Here is a 15,782-nt window from a genome sequence, read left to right as displayed (position 1 = left end):
GTTCATAATGGAGCAAAAGCAAGAGATTCATACTACGGTGAGCGTTAATAATGTTCAGTACGAAGTAATTAAAAACTTTCGTGACGGTTTTAGTGAAGAAGCATTTAAAGAGCGCTATGCAGAAATTTTAAATAAATATGATTATATCGTTGGAGACTGGGGTTATGAGCAACTTAGATTGCGTGGATTCTTTGATGATAGTAATCAACGTTCGACATATGATACGAAAATTAGTACTTTATCAGAGTATTTATACGAGTACTGTAACTTCGGTTGTGCACACTTCGTATTACGAAAAGTGAAGAAATGAAAAAATCCTCTTACGATTGTAAGAGGATTTTTTCATAGCAGTTATACCAATTATGAGGAGGCTGTTTACTTTTGAAATAAACAGCACCTCGGCAAATATAATTGTTTTTTTCATATAGGCCTAATGAAACGGGATTACCTGTAAAACAATCTAGGCGTATTCCTTTGCAACCTTCCTGCCTTGCTTCGTTTTCCCAAAAGGATAATAGTACTTTGCTATATCCTTTGCCCTGCGCGAGCGGATGGATGACAAAAGAGTGGACGATAAGAAAGCGTCCGTCTGTTTCTAACCAATCAATTAGTTCGTATTCTGGAGATTGCCACTCGTTTAACACGACAGCACCAACGAGTGAATCATGCTCAAACAGGCAATACAGTTCACCTTGTTTTAAATGATAGGAAATATGGTCTCGCGTAGGATAAGAATCATCCCATTGATAAATTTGGTTCTGTAAGAGTGCTTCTTTGCATGCTATATACATTACATCTAAGTCATTCAATAAATCAATCGTACCTTTTCTCACCGTTAACATGGGAGTCCTCCTTACAAACAAATTGAAATGTAATCACCTTCAGAAAGCGTTTTGTTTGGTTTCATTTGTTGTCCATTTAGTTGGATATGCCCATTTTTAATTTTATCCACAATGAGTGCACGGCTCCAATCTGAAATATATGTGGATAACACTTTATCAATCCGGTGGGAACCGAAAACTATGTCTAATATGATCGTTATTTCGGTTATACCACTTTCTTTGTATTGTGTAATGGAAATGGTAGTACTTGTTTCAGTTTGTTCTTGCTGAGTCATATCGACAGTTTCGACGTGATCAGTAAATGATTTATAAATGTGAAGCTTTTGGTTCCACGTATGATCTTTCGGACACTTATAAATGGCAAATCGGTATATGTTTTTTCCGTTTGCGTTATGCCTGCGAATATTCGTATCAGTAAAAAGGGTAGTACGCCTGCAATTTTTACAATATTTTTCGATTGTTGCTAGTTCGTTTTCATATAAACTCCAAGAAAGTTGTACTTTCTGCATTTTCCTTCACCTCTTATATTAGTGGCAAAGGAACGTAATACAGCTATTTGGATGTCTTGTAGTATGAAGACATAAGAAAGAGACAAAAATAAAAAGAGGTTCCCCCAAGAGGAACCTCCGTAAACATCATACTACAGATGCGTTACGTTCCTTTGTAATGGGAATGGGCAGACTACTCCCTTGAAAAAGCATGGTGCTTTTTTGAGAGTAATGCTATCCAATTGCTGGTCCATTACAAAGTAATTGTTGGCATACGCAGATAACGTCCTTTCTATCCAAATAGATTTGTTCATAAGTATAACACATAAGATTGAAAATTCAAAATATGAATTGTAAAAAAACACCAGCTAACATAGCTGGTGCACCAGATAAATTATATAAGTTCAAATAAAAATGAGCGTAATTCTTCTGCATTTTCTTCAGACATCGAAAATGCATGCTCTAAGTAGCCTTGTTCATTTAAATCGTCAGGACCGATGATAGCAAATTTGTTGCTTTGCATATCAAGGACTATCGTTTTACCGTAATGACGATCGGAGTATAGAAGCGCTAAATCATGACGCTCATTTTCCCCCATAAAGCTAACGAAACGCGTTTTTGTAGCGACTGTATCGTCGTACAGAAAGAAACGTTCTTCCATACACATGGCTCCTTTATTAAATATCTAAGTTTAAGTGTGGTTTATGATCTAAATGGTGATGCGTTTTAATGAAACGTACTGTTCTTGTTTTGTAACGCATTACGATAGAATATGTTTCAGCTAAATCTCCGCCAAGGAATTTCACGCCGTCTAATAATTCACCAGCAGATACACCTGTTGCTGAGAAGATTGCATCATCACCAGATACTAAGTCATCTAACATAAGAAGTTGACGAGGATCTTCTAATCCCATTTCACGACAACGAGCTTCTTCTTCTTCGTTCATTGGAACTAAGCGAGCTTGCATTTCACCTTCAAGGCATTTTAATGCTGCTGCAGAAATAACGCCTTCTGGAGCTCCGCCTACACCTACGAATAAGTCGATACCTGTTCCAGGTAAAGCTGTAGCGATTGATGCACCAACATCTCCATCACCAAATAGTTTTACGCGTGCACCTTTTGCACGAATACGGTCAATAATATCTTGATGACGTTCACGTTCTTGGATGATAACCGTTAGGTCACGAATTTTTTTATTGTTTGCTTCTGCTACAATATCAATTGTTTTTTCAATTGGATCATCTAAGCTAATTTTACCAGCTGCTTTTGGACCAACCGCGATTTTTTCCATGTACATATCAGGAGCATGAAGAAGGTTTCCTTTATCCGCGATTGCAATAACTGCCATTGCATTTGCAAGACCTTTTGCAACGATGTTTGTGCCTTCTAATGGGTCAACGGCGATATCTACTTCTGGACCGTTACCTGTTCCTAGTTCTTCACCAATATATAACATCGGTGCTTCATCAAGTTCTCCTTCACCAATTACAACTGTACCTGCCATGTTTACTGAATCGAACATATCACGCATAGCTGTAGTTGCTGCATCATCTGCTTCGTTTTTCTTTCCGCGGCCCATCCACTGTGCGGATGCTAAGGCTGCTGCTTCTGTTACACGGACAATTTCTAGTGCGAGTTCACGTTCCAAGGTTGCATTCCTCCAATTTCAAAAATCATACAAATATAACTATAACAAATAACGAGGAAAAGGTGAATTCGAAAAATTGTCGATTTTTTCAGAAGAAAGCGTTACAATTAAAATGTAAATGCTTTAATTTCCAGGTAGGTGACATTCATGTACTTTGTAGACAGAAAAAAAATAGAACAAATGCTAGTATGTTTAGAACGAGCAACAAATACATTTCAAGAGAAAAAGACATATGAAACCGAGTTTGAATTTTACGCATTAGAGCGCATGGCGCATCTTATTATCGATTGTATATTAGATGTAGGGAATGCGATGATTGATGGATTTATTATGCGCGATCCAGGAAGTTACGAAGATATTATTGATATTTTAATGGACGAGAGAGTTATAAGTGGAGAAGAGGGAGCGCATATTAAAGAAATTATTCTTCTTCGAAAAATGCTTACGCAAGATTATATTCAAATGAATCATGATGAATTATATAAGACGATTCAAAAACATATCGCCGTGGTAGAGAAATACCCAGCGAATATTCACAGTTATTTAGAAAAGGAATTAGGACCTGTATCTGCATTTGTACCAGAATAATTGTGCTTATAAGATCCCCGGGAATTCCTTTGGGGATCTTATATTGTATAGGAGAAAGAAAAAGGAGAAGGGAGAAGGGTGAGCTATGGGGGAAGCACGTACTACGAGAGAAGAGATTGTACAATTACTGAAGATAAAAGGAGAGCATACTGTAGCAGAATTAGCCGAAGCTTTAGAAATTACAGAGATGGCGATTCGTCGACATTTAAGTAAACTAGAAAATGATGAGCTAATTTATTCAAAGATGGTAAGGCAGCAAGTTGGACGCCCAACATATTTGTATGGATTAAGTCAAAAGGGAGAAGATACATTCCCGAAAGAATATAAGCAGTTTGCTATTGAAATATTAGATGATTTAGCTCGAATGGGCGATGAAAAAATACTTCGTTACGTTTTACAAGCGAGAACGAAACGAATGGAAGAACAGTTAAAAAAGAAGATAAGTAACCAAAGTAATTTAGCCTATAAAGTACAAGAAATAGCTGCTATGCAAGAGAAAAATGGTTATATGGTTCAAATAAAGAGAGATGGGGAACGCTCTTTCATACTTGAAAAGCAAAACTGTCCGTTAAAGGAAATAGCGGAGAAATACCCGCAAGTGTGTGAAGATGAAAAAGATATGTACAAGCGGTTATTAGCAGGTGCAAATGTGAAAGCGCTAACGAACATGTGCGTGGGCGATTGTAATTGTTCGTACCAAATAAAAGAGAAAAAATGAACGTTATGGGACGCTTTAAGGTAAAGCGTTTTTTTCTTTTGAAAAAGGGGTTAATATAAGAGTGGTATGATAGATGAGAACGTTAGCATAGAAGGAGAGACAAACAGATGTATAAAGGCTATTTAATTGACTTAGACGGTACAATGTATCGCGGTGAAGAGCAAATTGAAGAAGCAAGCGACTTCGTAAAAGCGTTAGGAGAGCGCGGTATTCCATATTTATTCGTTACAAATAACTCAACTCGTAAACCAGAACAAGTTGCAGAAAAGCTTGTTCGTTTCGATATTCCAGCGAAAGCGGAGCAAGTATTCACAACGAGTATGGCTACAGCGAACTTTATTTATGAGCGTAAACAAGATGCAACTGTATATATGATTGGTGAAGAGGGCTTACACGCTGCTCTTGTGGAAAAGGGATTTGAAATTGTGGATGAAAATCCTGATTTCGTCATTGTTGGTTTAGATCGCGATATCACATATGAAAAATTAGCAAAAGCGTGCCTTGCTGTGCGTAACGGTGCAACGTTTATTTCAACAAATGGGGATATCGCAATTCCAACTGAGCGCGGATTATTACCAGGTAACGGTTCATTAACATCAGTTGTTGCAGTATCAACAGGTGTGGACCCAATCTTTATTGGTAAACCAGAATCAATCATTATGGAACAAGCGTTAAAAGTGCTTGGCATAGGAAAAGAAGAAGCTTTAATGGTTGGGGATAACTACGATACAGATATTTTAGCGGGGATAAATGCTAGTATGCATACCCTTCTTGTCCACACTGGAGTAACAACTGTGGACAAGTTAACAGAATATGAAGTACAACCGACGCAAGTTGTGCACAACTTGACGGAGTGGATTGAGAAGATGTAATGAAATGCAGGTAACCGGGAGCGGTTGCCTGTTTTTTTATGCATAATTGCATATGTACTGTAGTTGTATAAAATGTAGAATTTATATGTATTGATATAAAAGGGGAGGGAATAAGAGTGTACTGGATGTCATGCATTATGTTTGTTTTTGCATTATGTGTTTTGTTCTTTGTTCTATGGAAGATATATAAAATAAATGCAATGAAAAAAAGCGCGGGAAAACTTATTGCAACATATCCTCGGGTGAAACGGCGTTGGATTGCATCACTTGGACCGGCGTATTTCATCGGACAATGTATGTATACATATGCTCAGTACGTAAGTGGTGATATTGGTACAATTGAACAGTTTCTCGTTCAGTCAGGTAGTTATGCTGTAGTAAGTTGTTTTATGACTTTAATAGCTATCCATCTGATTAAAAGTGTACAAATATATGAAAAAGGTGTAATAGACGGATTGAGCTTTTATTCATACGAAGAATTAAAAGGCTATAAAACATCAACATGGGAAAATCCAAAGGAAAATATATTTTTATATCGCGGGCGAGAAAAAATGAATGATAATGTGAATTTACTTATTAGACAGGAAGATATGAATGAATTAGAAAGCATTCTTCAAAGATATATTCCGAAATTGATGATGAAATAAAAACTCCGGTTGTTATAACCGGAGTTTTTTATTAAAATGCACGATTCACAACGTCTTTAACTTCTTCAAGATAGTGTTTACGCACACTGTCATCCACAGAAGGAACACTCGTATAGAATGTATGCTCAAGTGTTTCAATGCCTGTAAATTCAAAAATACCAACATCCGCTGTTTTCTTCATTGCGTCAAACATACCACCTGCTGTGTATACTTCTTTCGAATTTCCCATCGTAGATAATAACAATCCTTTTTTACTGCTTAATAACTTTTCAATACCATTCTCACCGTAAGCATAAGCGAAGCCGTGGCTAAATACACGGTCAACGTATCCTTTTAAAATAGCAGGAAGTCCTGCCCACCAAACGGGGTAAATGAATGTAATGCTATCAGCCCAAGAGATATGCTCTTGCTCTTCTTTAATATCTTCTGGTGTATTTCCTTGAGAAAATGAGGTGAAATCGGAAGCACCTAATACTGGATTGAAATTTAATTCGTATAGATCACGAACGCGCACTTCATGCCCTTTTCCTTCTAATTCACTTTTTACAGTTTCTAAAATTGCATGGTTGAAGCTTTCTGTATTCGGGTGTGCATAAACGATTACATGTTTCATTGTTCTTCCTCCTATTTGTGGATATGTGAATAGTTTTTATATATTTGTGTAACTATTATGGTTACTTTCGTTGCGAGAATCAACTTTTCTGACATGAGAAATAAAATGAAACTTTAATCGGTGGGTGGGCCATCCCGCACTGATTATTTGCTCACACTAATCGGGCACTTACTACCGGTTAATATAAATGTTAGTATGTGACAAAAAAATACAAAATAGTAGGGATTTTGCATTTTTGAATAGAATATATAGATTGATAAATAGAGAGAGAAGGGGATATGAGGATGAATATTATTGAAATTGAAAGGTTAGAAAAATCGTTTGATATTGGGGATAGTAAAGTAAAAATATTAAAAGGTATTAATCTTCAAATTCAAAAAGGGGATTTTGTTTGTATTATGGGGGCAAGTGGATCGGGTAAAACGACCTTACTTCAGTTGTTAGGTGGATTAGATATTCCGTCGGTAGGTAATATTCGAGTTGACGGTACAGAGATTTCAACATTAAAAGAGAAAGAGCTCGCTTTATTTAGAAGGCATAAAATCGGTTTTATTTTTCAGCAGTTTAATTTAATTCCAGTGTTTAATGCGGAGGAAAATGTAGGGTTGCCTTTACTATTAGATAATGTTTCGCAAAAGAAGGCAACTGTGACAGCAAATCGTTTATTAGAGCTCGTTGGATTGAAAGGAAAAGAAAAGCATTTACCAGCACAGTTATCAGGTGGGCAACAGCAAAGGGTTGCGATAGCAAGAGCTTTTGCAAATGAGCCGGCTATTATATTAGCAGATGAGCCAACAGGGGCGTTAGATTCAGAAAACAGCAAAAATATTATCGCGGCACTTCGCAATGCATGTGATGAATTAGGGCAAACAGCTGTCATTGTAACGCACGATCCGTTCGTAGCGGCCCATGCTGATAAAGTCGTTTTCTTATTAGATGGTGAGGTGATTCATGAGCATACTGAAAGTAAAGGGTGGAAATTTCGAAATATCCCGCAACAAGTTACTCACATTCAAGAGATTATGAATCGTCACTTTAAAGTAGGAGGTAAAGGTGATGCGATGGGTAATTAAGTATGCGGTAAAATCGATGAAACAAAATTGGTTGCGAAATATGTTGATTGCCCTCGGTGCAGCTTTAGGTGTTATGTTAGCGACGATGTTATTACTAGGTAATCAATCAGTAGAGCAAAGTGTGAAGGAACAAGTAGTAAGTCGGTATGGAGATTATAATTTACAATTTGGCTATATAAAAAATGACATGTATTTAAATAATGAAAGTTTAAAAGGAATAGATGGCTTAGAAAATGCTGAAAAAATATCAAAAGCACTTATACCGTATCCTTTTCCACATTATAAAGAACTATCGGGAAAGCCATCTTATTGGGGTGTTGAGCAAGATTCTCCAGAAATGCATTCTTATAAAATATTAGAAGGACGATATCCGAAAGAAGGTGCTGAAGTAGCACTGACAAAAGGGTATACAGATCGTGAAAATATACGGGTAGGAGATACGATTAAACTGCCATTCCCGCAGCATGGTGAAAAGGCTGTGAAAGTTGTCGGTATTTTAAACCCACCGTTAATGGCGTCAATGGGGCATAGTGCTTATTTTCCAATCCATTGGCTTCAAAAAGAATTAAATTTACCAAATCAATTCAATCTTGTTCAAGTGAAAGTACAAGATGTAAATGTGAAAAAAGCAATTGCTTTTGATGTACATAAAAAGATTGAAAATATAAAGGTGGACCAACGTACTTATGTAGATAAGGCATTTGAACGCCTAAATGTAATGAAGCCATTAATTTTTAGTTTAGGTGGTATTGCCTTATTTGTTGTAGCCCTTTTAATAATGGGAAGTTTCTTCTTATCTGTCAGAAGTCGATTTAAGCAATGGGCATTATTACGTGCACTTGGTAGTAATCCAAATCAAATTATATTAGTCGTTTTATTAGAGGCTTTATGTATTGGGGCAATCGGATCACTAGCAGGAGTTATTCTTGGAGCAGGTACGCAAACAATCGCCGCATCATCTATTAATAAATGGGTGAATATTGAGGGGGCAGTGAAAGAATCATTCTCGATTTCAGGCGAGATTTTACTCATTACGTTTTTACTAGGGATTGTTATGTCTATCATAGGGGCTATTATACCAGCCTTTATGGTTAGAAAGATTCCACCAGTTCAAGCGCTTAGGCCAGGTCTTCCTAGTAATGAGAAAAAAGAAAAAAGGTGGAGTGCTTTTAGTGGTAGTATTTTAATCATTGGTACTGTTATTGGACTAGCGGGTAACGTATTAGAGCGATATATCGGTTTTAATCCAAGTGCGATAGGTGCGCTGTTATTTGCGGTCGGTTTGTTATTTGCGATTCCGTTATTTATTCGGATGATAGCACCAGTGATTGCAAAACCACTTCAAATGATATTACGAATTGAAACGACGATTAGTAGCCGAAATGTAATTCGTTATCGAAATAAGGCAGCTGTATCGGTTGCTATACTAGCATTTGGTTTTATGTTAGCACTTGTTGGAACGATGTATATAAACTCTATTTACGAAGGCATGAAAGATGGGTTACAAAAACATTTACCAGCTGATTTAGTAATAAGAATTCCAATAGAGTCGCAAAGTACTGAAGTATTACCATTTAGTTGGATGGAGAAGGTTAAAAAAATTGATGGTGTAGAAGAGAGCGTAGCAAATGTTACTGACTTTACAGCGAAGCTTATAAATTATGATTTTAAAAAAGCGGATCAAGAGTGGTATGAAAATGTGAGGAAAGATGATTTTGAATATGATGTGATAGAAGTTGTGGGGAATGATATTGTTGCTTATCAAAAAGTAACAAAAGCGAAAGTGATTACAGGACAAGATTTAAATAAGCCATTACAAGATGGTGAGGGAGTCGTTACGAAGAGAACTGCTAAAACATTAGGGATTCAGTTGCATGATACGATTGAAGTACAAGGAAAAGGGAAAGAAAAACAAACGATTAAAGTCGTTTCGATTATTGAGCAAGGATTAAGGGGAAGAGGATTAGACATTTTCGTAAATGAACAATGGGTTCGTGATAAGTTTCACGTGCAAGGATATGAAGCAATTCAAGTTATGACAAATTCTAATCAATCATTTGAAGAGATTAAGAAGCAAGTAAAACAAATTACAAATAATAAAGAGAACGTAGAAGTTATTAATAGCCATGATTTATTAAAAGAACAGAAGCAGTTATTATCGCAAATGATGATGTTAATTCGCTTGTTAGTTGTAATTGTTTTCATTATTTCTGGTATAGGGTTAATGAATGCGATTGTCTCAAGTTTACATGAAAGACGTGCTGAAATTAGTATGATTCGTGCGGTAGGAGCTATTCCGAAGCAAATGAGACGGATTGTTTTATTAGAGGGCACTTTACTTGGAGCGATAGCTGGTTGTATTGGGGTTTTAGGTGGAATTGTATTTAGTTATATTGTGTTATCAAGCTTAGAGTTAACGGTTATTATCATTCCGTATAATCAAGTTTTAATATTGGCACTAGCTAGCATTATACTCGGAGCAGGAGCAGCAATGATTGCTTCATTACAATTAAGAAAGTTTAAATTGAGTGATACTTTAAAGGAGTTATCAGCATAAAAGATTACTATATCCCGCTCATACAAAGTACAAAGAAGACGAATAAAATGATAACAATACCAATGCCAAAGTTAAATACAAGAGTACTATCCATATATGTAACCTCCTTGTTTGAAAGTAAAAAGCACTCTGGCTGGAGTGCTTTTTATTATCCGAATCTGTCGCAACGAACGCTGCAACGTATAGAAAGGGAATAATGGGTTTAAGAGTTATATTAATTTATGCATTAATTTTGTAAATGAGCAGGTCCTGCTCAGGTATAGAAAAAAGACACTCTTTCGAGTGTCTTTCATGATGACAAAACGTGCCAATTGCTTGGGTTTGATAAGACGTTAATTTTCCGGTTAACAGTCTTTCTTAATCAAGAAGTGTAACAACAGCGATTCAAATAAATTTTAGCATTTTTTAAAGGGGTGTGCGTATGTAACTATGCATATTACGATTAGAGGAGAATCAAGTTTGGAAAATGAATGAGTAAATACATATAGATTAGTAGAGTATTTGATAAGGAGCGAGATGAATGGATATACATAAGTTAACAGAAGAAGAAGCGAAAGAAATAAATACGTGGAAGTATGAAAATCCCTATACGTTATATAGCTTTTCGGGAGATGCTGAAGTAATAGAAGAGTTGCTAGATGGGACGTATTACGGTTGTTGCGGAGAGAATGGAGAATTCATCGGCTATTTTTGTTTTGGAGAAAATGCACAAGTGCCAGGGGGAAGAGATGCTAATTTATATAGGGGAGAAGATGTAGTAGATATTGGGCTTGGAATGAAGCCGGAGTTAACAGGAAAAGGGATGGGGGAAATATTTTTTCAAGCGGGAATAGCATTTGCTACTGAGGAATTGAATTCGAAAATGTTTCGACTGAGTGTAGCGACATTCAATAAGAGAGCGATTAGGCTGTATAAAAACATTGGATTTCAAGTAGGACCTCTTTTTTTGAGCCGTGGAAGAGAGTTCATGCTTATGGAATATGAAAGGCCGTCAGTGTGAAACTGACGGCCTAGACCCCTTATTCCGAATGCTCAGCACGGTGCGCTAAACGACTTGAAGCAGCGGCAGCGATTCCGCCAACGATATCATCAAGGAATGTATGCACCTTTCCAGTTGATTTATCATTTAAGTATTCTAAAATACCTGGTTTTAATTTATCGATATATCCAAAGTTCGTGAAGCCAATTGACCCGTACACGTTAACGATTGAAAGTGCGATGACTTCATCAATTCCATATAGTCCTTCATCGCGTTTTACGATATCTTGTAACGGCTGACTTAACATTCCTTTTTCAGCAAGGACATCAAGTTCAATGCCTGTAATAAGAGCGTTTTGTACTTCTCGTTTTGATAGTACACGCTCAACGTTATAACGACATTCTGACATCTCTAAATTTGCATGGTATTTCTTTTGAAGAAAATGAACAAGATCAGCAATATCGTCAATTGTTACACCGCGCTCTTGTAATAGTTGTAATGCTCTTTCTTGTAGTTGATTTGAGTCTTTCATGTTTATCACCTTTTTTTCTTTTTAGTATTTGTATACGTTTCATTGCTTTATCATGTGCATAGGAATGAAAGGCGAGCACAAGCTCATATATATAAAGAAAAACCATAGGTGGCGACTGCGATGATTCAGCATATTTATGAGCATTATCACATGCATGTTAAAGAATTAATCCCCCTTGGCCCCTATAAAAGCTTTTGGATTCGCAACAAAATTTATGTACTTGTTCCAATTGGAGAAATGGAGGAAGAAGTACTTGTAGAGATGAAAAAGCTCAGTGATTATATGAACCAGCAAGGGGATATAACTGTTTCGACTTTCGTTCCGACTATACACGGCTACTATGTAAGTGAGATAGAAGAAAAAAATTACTGCTTATTAAAAGGTATGCGTATGTTAGAGCGACATGCTACATCATTAGGAAGTGAGCTTTCTATATTCCATAAACGTGGCGCATTCTTTCCAGAAGAAGTTGAGCAATTAAGCCGCATTGGTGAATGGAAAGCATTATGGGAAAAAAGGCTCGACCAATTAGAAAGGTTTTGGCAATCGCAAGTGATGAACCATCCTTCAGACGTATTCGATCAATTGTTTATTGAATCCTTCCCGTATTACTTAGGAGTTGCAGAAAATGCAATTCAATATGTTGTCGATACAGAAATGGACGATACACCACAAATAACTGACGCAGCAACAATTTGCCAAGAACGATTTACACCTTTATTATGGCAGCAAACGAAGCGTTTAAAACTTCCTTTTGATTGGGTATATGATCACCCAAGTAGAGATATAGCAGAATGTATTCGCTATATGATGATAGAAAAAAAGAAAGATTGGGAGCAAACGGTAGTTCAATTCATTACAGATTATGAACGTAATTATTCGCTCTCTTCATTTGGTTGGCGCTTATTATTCGCAAGGCTTCTGTTCCCGCTTCACTACTTTGAAACGATTGAACGATATTATCAAACAGGAAACGAAGAACAAAAAGGCATATATAGAGCCCGTTTAGAAATCATTTTACATGATGTGAAGCGCACTGAGCAATTTATGAATCATTTTTACGAGTCATTTCGTTTACCTGTTGATAAGTTAGGCATTAGGAAATTAGATTGGCTGTCTTAAAATGAAAAAAGAGACCGGGTGAGGTCTCTTTTTTATATATCACAATTGTATGTAATACATTATGCCCCTACCTGTTGATCTGCACATATATTTAAAATGAATTGATGTCTTTCGATTTTTTCATTTACTTTACTCAATAATTCTTGCTGGATTTCTTTAAATAAAAATTGATAACTTGCATTCCATGTTGGTATAACGGATGAAAGGTCTAATAAATACTCTTTTTTCTTTTCTAGTTCTTGAATTGTTAAGAAAGTGTTCCCCATTCTTGGCATGTGTCGTCCCCCTATGTTTTTTTCTGTATATGTGTGAACGATTCTATAGTATTAATTATCGCACTTTTTGAGAAGGATTTCCAATTTTGTTTTATGATGTTAAAGGGGAAGTGTTATTTGAATAAAAAAAGAGACCCATTTGGGTCTCTTTCTAGGAAGCGATTCTGAACGAGCCGCTTCTGCTTTTAGATAATGTCTAGCTCCAGCGGCTAGAACAGTCGGCCATTTCGCGCCTTCCTGTGAGGCAAAAATCGCCTCTTCGTCAGGAGCTCCAATGACCTTCTGTTCTGAACGAGCCGCTTCCGCTTTTAGATATTATCTAGCTCCAGCGGCTAAAATGTTCGGTGGCTTCGCTTCTTCCGCCGAGGCAAAAAGCGCCTCTATGTCAGAAGCTCCATCCTCCTCACATTTTGGACGAGCCGCTTCCGCTTTTAATTAAAATACTTGTTCTACTTCAATAACGCCTGGTACTTCTTCAAGTAATGCGCGTTCGATACCAGCTTTTAGTGTGATTGTAGAACTTGGGCAGCTTCCGCAAGCACCCATAAGGCGTAATTTTACGATACCTTCTTCAATGTCTACTAATTCAACGTCTCCGCCATCGCGAAGTAAGAATGGACGTAATTTATCTAATACTTCTAGTACTTGTTCTTCCATATGTGGGTTTTCCATTTTTATCGACTCCTTTCATCAGTTTTATTATAATCAAGATAGAGGGGAAAATCTATTTTTTCTCTTCTTGTTTTATTGTCGAAATATTGTATCATGTGTACAACGTGTTTTTTCAGTATAGGGGTATAGAATAAATTTGTAAAATGATGTGCTTATGAAATAAGACATCTGAATATACTGTTAGAACGAGAAGTGGGGGAGAAGAAATGGTTAATGTGCAAGTGTATGGGACGAAAGTAATTTGTGCGAGCTGCGTTGGAATGCCATCTTCAACAGAAACGTTTGAGTGGTTACAAGCGGCGATTGGTCGTAAATATGAAGGACAAGAAAATAAATTTAAGTTTGAGTATATTGATTTTCAAGAAGAACAAGAAGATGAAGATAAAAAAGCATTCGCAGAGCGAGTAGTGGAGGAAGATCTATTTTATCCAGTCGTTCTTGTAAATGGTGAAATCGTTGGAGAAGGAAATCCACGTTTGAAGGATGTTTATGAAGAAATCGAGAAATATTTATAAAGCATGAAGCCTTTGCGAATTTGCGAAGGCTTTTTTTATGGAGGGATAGATGTGGAGAATGGAATAAAACATGCTTTACCAGAAGAAGTAAAGCAATTAATGGAGCAGTACATAGTAGAATTAAAAGAAATTTTTTCGGATGAAAAAATAGTTGGGGTATATATTTACGGATCAATCGCGCTAGGAGCATTTCATATAGAAACGAGCGATGTTGATTTTGTTACGGTAATAAGTGATTCCGTGAATGAAGCTGAAAAACAACAAATTATAGAACTGCATAAAAAAATTAGTAAAAGTACGTTAGGTAAAAGAATGGACGGTATGTATATTCCGCTTGCTGACTTAGGGAAATACAATCATGAAATAAATGAGTACGTGTATTGTGCAGATGGTAAGGCTGATATTGGTCATTGGGATATTAACGCGGTCACATGGTGGACGTTAAAAAATCAAGGTATTACAGTTACCGGGAAAGAAGCTGAAGATCTTTCGTTTCAAATAAGGTGGGATGATGTAGTAAATACGATGAAATACAACGTAGAACAGTACTGGAGTGAAAAAGCGAAGCAACCATATTTATTTTTCATAGAAGAGTGGGTAGAATCAGCTGTCGTTACGATGGGACGCATTTTATATACGTTAGATCATAAAACAATTGTTTCAAAAGATAGAGGATTACAATACATGTTGGAACTTTACTCTCATAAGTGGGAGCCTTTATTAAGGGAAGTAGAGCGAATGCGGCATAATCCAGAAGGAAAGCGAAAGCTCTTTAGGTGGAGACGGGCTGATATGACGAAGCGGTATTTGCTGTATGTAATTGAAGAGTGTAGGGGGAAGTGGTAGGTGAATAGTAAAAGCATCCTTCATATAAAGGATGCTTTTACTATTTTTATATAATGAAAAAGTACTTTACAAGTATTATGTAGAGGAAAGATAATAGAAAAAATATGTGTATGGGGGAAGACGATGAGTAAATATAAATTACATATAGACAAAGAACAATTATGGAGAGGTTGCATCTTAAAGTCGATTGCAGATGCAATTTTTGTAGCACATGCTCCTGATTTCTCACATGAAAGTTCATGGGATGGATTTAACTATAGTATGCAAGATAGTCAAGGCGGAAGAGGGACAATTACTTTTCATTCGAAGTACACAATCGTATGTCTTCAAGATGTGAATAGTGAGAGAATTGATGAGTGGATTGATGCGGCAAATTATTTTGAAGGGGCACCTTCGGAAGTGATAGAAATTGCTAAAGAGGAAGCACTCCAATACGTATTAGAAGAGGTAGAGGGGGAAACAGTTCCTTTCATTACGACGGCATTTTGGATTGAGGATAGCGGCGCATATTCAATTGATTCATTTGAAGAGATGGAAGAGCACGGTGGATTCTTATTAGAAATCCCATTACTTGATACGGAATCTGCAATAGAAAGATTGGAAGAAGAGTATGAACTGACAGAGGAGCAAATGGATCTTTTACAACTCGTGTATGAGAGAAAAATCAAAAATCCAAACGAGAAAATTATGTTGTCTAAAGAAGAGGTAGCGATGATTGAAACGAATGATGGCGAAGGGTTGGAAGTGAGTAAGGAGTCGTTTGAAGAAATGAATATTACTTGGGCGTTGTAGGA

General features: G+C 36.7%; 20 protein-coding genes. 12 read left to right on the top strand and 8 right to left on the bottom strand.

Going from position 1 to position 15,782, the window contains the following annotated elements; all coding sequences use genetic code 11:
• The first annotated feature begins 7 nt into the window (after nt 1–7).
• A complete protein-coding gene (locus B5P40_RS09440) occupies nt 8–310 on the top strand; it encodes a YutD family protein (protein WP_000435944.1) in 303 nt (100 codons plus the stop codon).
• Between the two features lie 10 nt (nt 311–320).
• On the opposite strand, the gene B5P40_RS09435 is transcribed toward B5P40_RS09440, so the two are convergent.
• The 4 genes from B5P40_RS09435 to glpX all read right to left on the bottom strand — a co-directional run bounded on the left by B5P40_RS09435 (nt 321) and on the right by glpX (nt 2,979).
• Nucleotides 321–842 carry a GNAT family N-acetyltransferase gene (locus tag B5P40_RS09435; RefSeq protein WP_002191081.1) on the bottom strand — a complete coding sequence of 174 codons (522 nt, stop codon included), beginning with the start codon at nt 840–842 and terminating at the stop codon, nt 321–323.
• Between the two features lie 11 nt (nt 843–853).
• Nucleotides 854–1,351, bottom strand: a complete 498-nt coding sequence (locus B5P40_RS09430; RefSeq protein ID WP_002192361.1) for a hypothetical protein — start codon at nt 1,349–1,351, stop codon at nt 854–856.
• A 373-nt stretch (nt 1,352–1,724) separates the two neighbouring features.
• Nucleotides 1,725–1,991: a DUF3055 domain-containing protein gene (locus B5P40_RS09425; RefSeq protein WP_002167444.1), complete on the bottom strand. Its 267-nt coding sequence runs from the start codon at nt 1,989–1,991 to the stop codon at nt 1,725–1,727.
• A 16-nt stretch (nt 1,992–2,007) separates the two neighbouring features.
• Nucleotides 2,008–2,979: a class II fructose-bisphosphatase gene (gene glpX, locus B5P40_RS09420; protein ID WP_002191079.1), complete on the bottom strand. Its 972-nt coding sequence runs from the start codon at nt 2,977–2,979 to the stop codon at nt 2,008–2,010.
• Nucleotides 2,980–3,126: 147 nt separating this feature from the next.
• On the opposite strand from glpX, the gene B5P40_RS09415 reads away from it, so the two are divergent.
• From B5P40_RS09415 to B5P40_RS09400, 4 genes are all read left to right on the top strand, one after another.
• Nucleotides 3,127–3,567: a DUF86 domain-containing protein gene (locus tag B5P40_RS09415; RefSeq protein ID WP_002015910.1), complete on the top strand. Its 441-nt coding sequence runs from the start codon at nt 3,127–3,129 to the stop codon at nt 3,565–3,567.
• A gap of 85 nt (nt 3,568–3,652) precedes the next feature.
• The gene (locus B5P40_RS09410) at nt 3,653–4,285 is read left to right on the top strand and encodes a helix-turn-helix transcriptional regulator (protein ID WP_002191077.1); all 633 of its coding nucleotides are present in this window, start codon (nt 3,653–3,655) and stop codon (nt 4,283–4,285) included.
• 107 nt (nt 4,286–4,392) lie between these two features.
• On the top strand, nt 4,393–5,157 hold the full coding sequence (locus tag B5P40_RS09405) for a TIGR01457 family HAD-type hydrolase (RefSeq protein ID WP_002129729.1): 765 nt from the start codon (nt 4,393–4,395) through the stop codon (nt 5,155–5,157).
• Between the two features lie 116 nt (nt 5,158–5,273).
• Nucleotides 5,274–5,804: an iron ABC transporter substrate-binding protein gene (locus B5P40_RS09400; RefSeq protein WP_113709195.1), complete on the top strand. Its 531-nt coding sequence runs from the start codon at nt 5,274–5,276 to the stop codon at nt 5,802–5,804.
• 31 nt (nt 5,805–5,835) lie between these two features.
• Here the strand turns inward: B5P40_RS09400 and B5P40_RS09395 are convergent, their stop codons facing one another.
• Nucleotides 5,836–6,417: an NAD(P)H-dependent oxidoreductase gene (locus B5P40_RS09395; RefSeq protein WP_002191075.1), complete on the bottom strand. Its 582-nt coding sequence runs from the start codon at nt 6,415–6,417 to the stop codon at nt 5,836–5,838.
• Nucleotides 6,418–6,701: 284 nt separating this feature from the next.
• Between B5P40_RS09395 and B5P40_RS09390 the strand changes: the two genes are divergently transcribed.
• From B5P40_RS09390 to B5P40_RS09380, 3 genes are all read left to right on the top strand, one after another.
• Nucleotides 6,702–7,490, top strand: coding sequence for an ABC transporter ATP-binding protein (locus B5P40_RS09390; RefSeq protein WP_002191073.1), 789 nt, complete (start codon nt 6,702–6,704; stop codon nt 7,488–7,490).
• Nucleotides 7,474–10,047: an FtsX-like permease family protein gene (locus B5P40_RS09385; protein WP_002191072.1), complete on the top strand. Its 2,574-nt coding sequence runs from the start codon at nt 7,474–7,476 to the stop codon at nt 10,045–10,047. The genes B5P40_RS09390 and B5P40_RS09385 overlap by 17 nt, the downstream gene beginning before the upstream one ends.
• A gap of 520 nt (nt 10,048–10,567) precedes the next feature.
• Complete coding sequence (locus B5P40_RS09380; RefSeq protein WP_002015903.1) at nt 10,568–11,047, top strand: GNAT family N-acetyltransferase; 480 nt, start codon at nt 10,568–10,570, stop codon at nt 11,045–11,047.
• Between the two features lie 19 nt (nt 11,048–11,066).
• On the opposite strand, the gene B5P40_RS09375 is transcribed toward B5P40_RS09380, so the two are convergent.
• A complete protein-coding gene (locus B5P40_RS09375) occupies nt 11,067–11,558 on the bottom strand; it encodes a phosphatidylglycerophosphatase A family protein (RefSeq protein WP_002015902.1) in 492 nt (163 codons plus the stop codon).
• A 120-nt stretch (nt 11,559–11,678) separates the two neighbouring features.
• Between B5P40_RS09375 and yutH the strand changes: the two genes are divergently transcribed.
• Nucleotides 11,679–12,680 carry a spore coat putative kinase YutH gene (gene yutH, locus B5P40_RS09370; protein WP_002089339.1) on the top strand — a complete coding sequence of 334 codons (1,002 nt, stop codon included), beginning with the start codon at nt 11,679–11,681 and terminating at the stop codon, nt 12,678–12,680.
• Between the two features lie 59 nt (nt 12,681–12,739).
• Here the strand turns inward: yutH and B5P40_RS09365 are convergent, their stop codons facing one another.
• Both B5P40_RS09365 and B5P40_RS09360 read right to left on the bottom strand, forming a co-directional pair.
• Nucleotides 12,740–12,955 (bottom strand): hypothetical protein, encoded by a 216-nt coding sequence (locus B5P40_RS09365; protein WP_001137788.1) that lies wholly within the window; start codon nt 12,953–12,955, stop codon nt 12,740–12,742.
• Nucleotides 12,956–13,390: 435 nt separating this feature from the next.
• Entirely contained in the window at nt 13,391–13,627 is a 237-nt protein-coding gene (locus tag B5P40_RS09360; protein WP_000431158.1) for a NifU family protein, read from the bottom strand.
• 206 nt (nt 13,628–13,833) lie between these two features.
• Here B5P40_RS09360 and B5P40_RS09355 point away from each other — a divergent pair, with 206 nt between their 5' ends.
• The 3 genes from B5P40_RS09355 (at nt 13,834) to B5P40_RS09345 (ending at nt 15,780) form a co-directional block, all read left to right on the top strand.
• Entirely contained in the window at nt 13,834–14,142 is a 309-nt protein-coding gene (locus tag B5P40_RS09355; protein ID WP_000248586.1) for a YuzD family protein, read from the top strand.
• Nucleotides 14,143–14,193: 51 nt separating this feature from the next.
• Complete coding sequence (locus B5P40_RS09350; RefSeq protein ID WP_113709194.1) at nt 14,194–14,988, top strand: nucleotidyltransferase domain-containing protein; 795 nt, start codon at nt 14,194–14,196, stop codon at nt 14,986–14,988.
• 123 nt (nt 14,989–15,111) lie between these two features.
• Nucleotides 15,112–15,780, top strand: a complete 669-nt coding sequence (locus B5P40_RS09345; RefSeq protein ID WP_113709193.1) for a hypothetical protein — start codon at nt 15,112–15,114, stop codon at nt 15,778–15,780.
• The last annotated feature ends 2 nt before the right edge of the window (nt 15,781–15,782 follow it).

This window comes from Bacillus sp. SRB_8 (assembly GCF_003264205.1).
Taxonomy (GTDB): Bacteria; Bacillota; Bacilli; order Bacillales; family Bacillaceae_G; genus Bacillus_A; species Bacillus_A mycoides.
This window is presented reverse-complemented; position numbering and strand designations above follow the sequence as displayed.

What these genes read in the sequence shown, in the direction of transcription:
- B5P40_RS09405 (WP_002129729.1), top strand. Translation starts at nt 4,393, where the DNA reads ATGTATAAAGGCTATTTAATTGACTTAGACGGTACAATGTATCGCGGT.
- B5P40_RS09425 (WP_002167444.1), bottom strand. Translation starts at nt 1,991, where the DNA reads ATGGAAGAACGTTTCTTTCTGTACGACGATACAGTCGCTACAAAAACG.
- B5P40_RS09395 (WP_002191075.1), bottom strand. Translation starts at nt 6,417, where the DNA reads ATGAAACATGTAATCGTTTATGCACACCCGAATACAGAAAGCTTCAAC.
- B5P40_RS09410 (WP_002191077.1), top strand. Translation starts at nt 3,653, where the DNA reads ATGGGGGAAGCACGTACTACGAGAGAAGAGATTGTACAATTACTGAAG.
- B5P40_RS09435 (WP_002191081.1), bottom strand. Translation starts at nt 842, where the DNA reads ATGTTAACGGTGAGAAAAGGTACGATTGATTTATTGAATGACTTAGAT.
- B5P40_RS09380 (WP_002015903.1), top strand. Translation starts at nt 10,568, where the DNA reads ATGGATATACATAAGTTAACAGAAGAAGAAGCGAAAGAAATAAATACG.
- B5P40_RS09360 (WP_000431158.1), bottom strand. Translation starts at nt 13,627, where the DNA reads ATGGAAAACCCACATATGGAAGAACAAGTACTAGAAGTATTAGATAAA.
- yutH (WP_002089339.1), top strand. Translation starts at nt 11,679, where the DNA reads ATGATTCAGCATATTTATGAGCATTATCACATGCATGTTAAAGAATTA.
- B5P40_RS09345 (WP_113709193.1), top strand. Translation starts at nt 15,112, where the DNA reads ATGAGTAAATATAAATTACATATAGACAAAGAACAATTATGGAGAGGT.
- B5P40_RS09440 (WP_000435944.1), top strand. Translation starts at nt 8, where the DNA reads ATGGAGCAAAAGCAAGAGATTCATACTACGGTGAGCGTTAATAATGTT.
- B5P40_RS09415 (WP_002015910.1), top strand. Translation starts at nt 3,127, where the DNA reads ATGTACTTTGTAGACAGAAAAAAAATAGAACAAATGCTAGTATGTTTA.
- B5P40_RS09355 (WP_000248586.1), top strand. Translation starts at nt 13,834, where the DNA reads ATGGTTAATGTGCAAGTGTATGGGACGAAAGTAATTTGTGCGAGCTGC.
- B5P40_RS09430 (WP_002192361.1), bottom strand. Translation starts at nt 1,351, where the DNA reads ATGCAGAAAGTACAACTTTCTTGGAGTTTATATGAAAACGAACTAGCA.
- B5P40_RS09375 (WP_002015902.1), bottom strand. Translation starts at nt 11,558, where the DNA reads ATGAAAGACTCAAATCAACTACAAGAAAGAGCATTACAACTATTACAA.
- B5P40_RS09390 (WP_002191073.1), top strand. Translation starts at nt 6,702, where the DNA reads ATGAATATTATTGAAATTGAAAGGTTAGAAAAATCGTTTGATATTGGG.
- B5P40_RS09385 (WP_002191072.1), top strand. Translation starts at nt 7,474, where the DNA reads ATGCGATGGGTAATTAAGTATGCGGTAAAATCGATGAAACAAAATTGG.
- B5P40_RS09365 (WP_001137788.1), bottom strand. Translation starts at nt 12,955, where the DNA reads ATGCCAAGAATGGGGAACACTTTCTTAACAATTCAAGAACTAGAAAAG.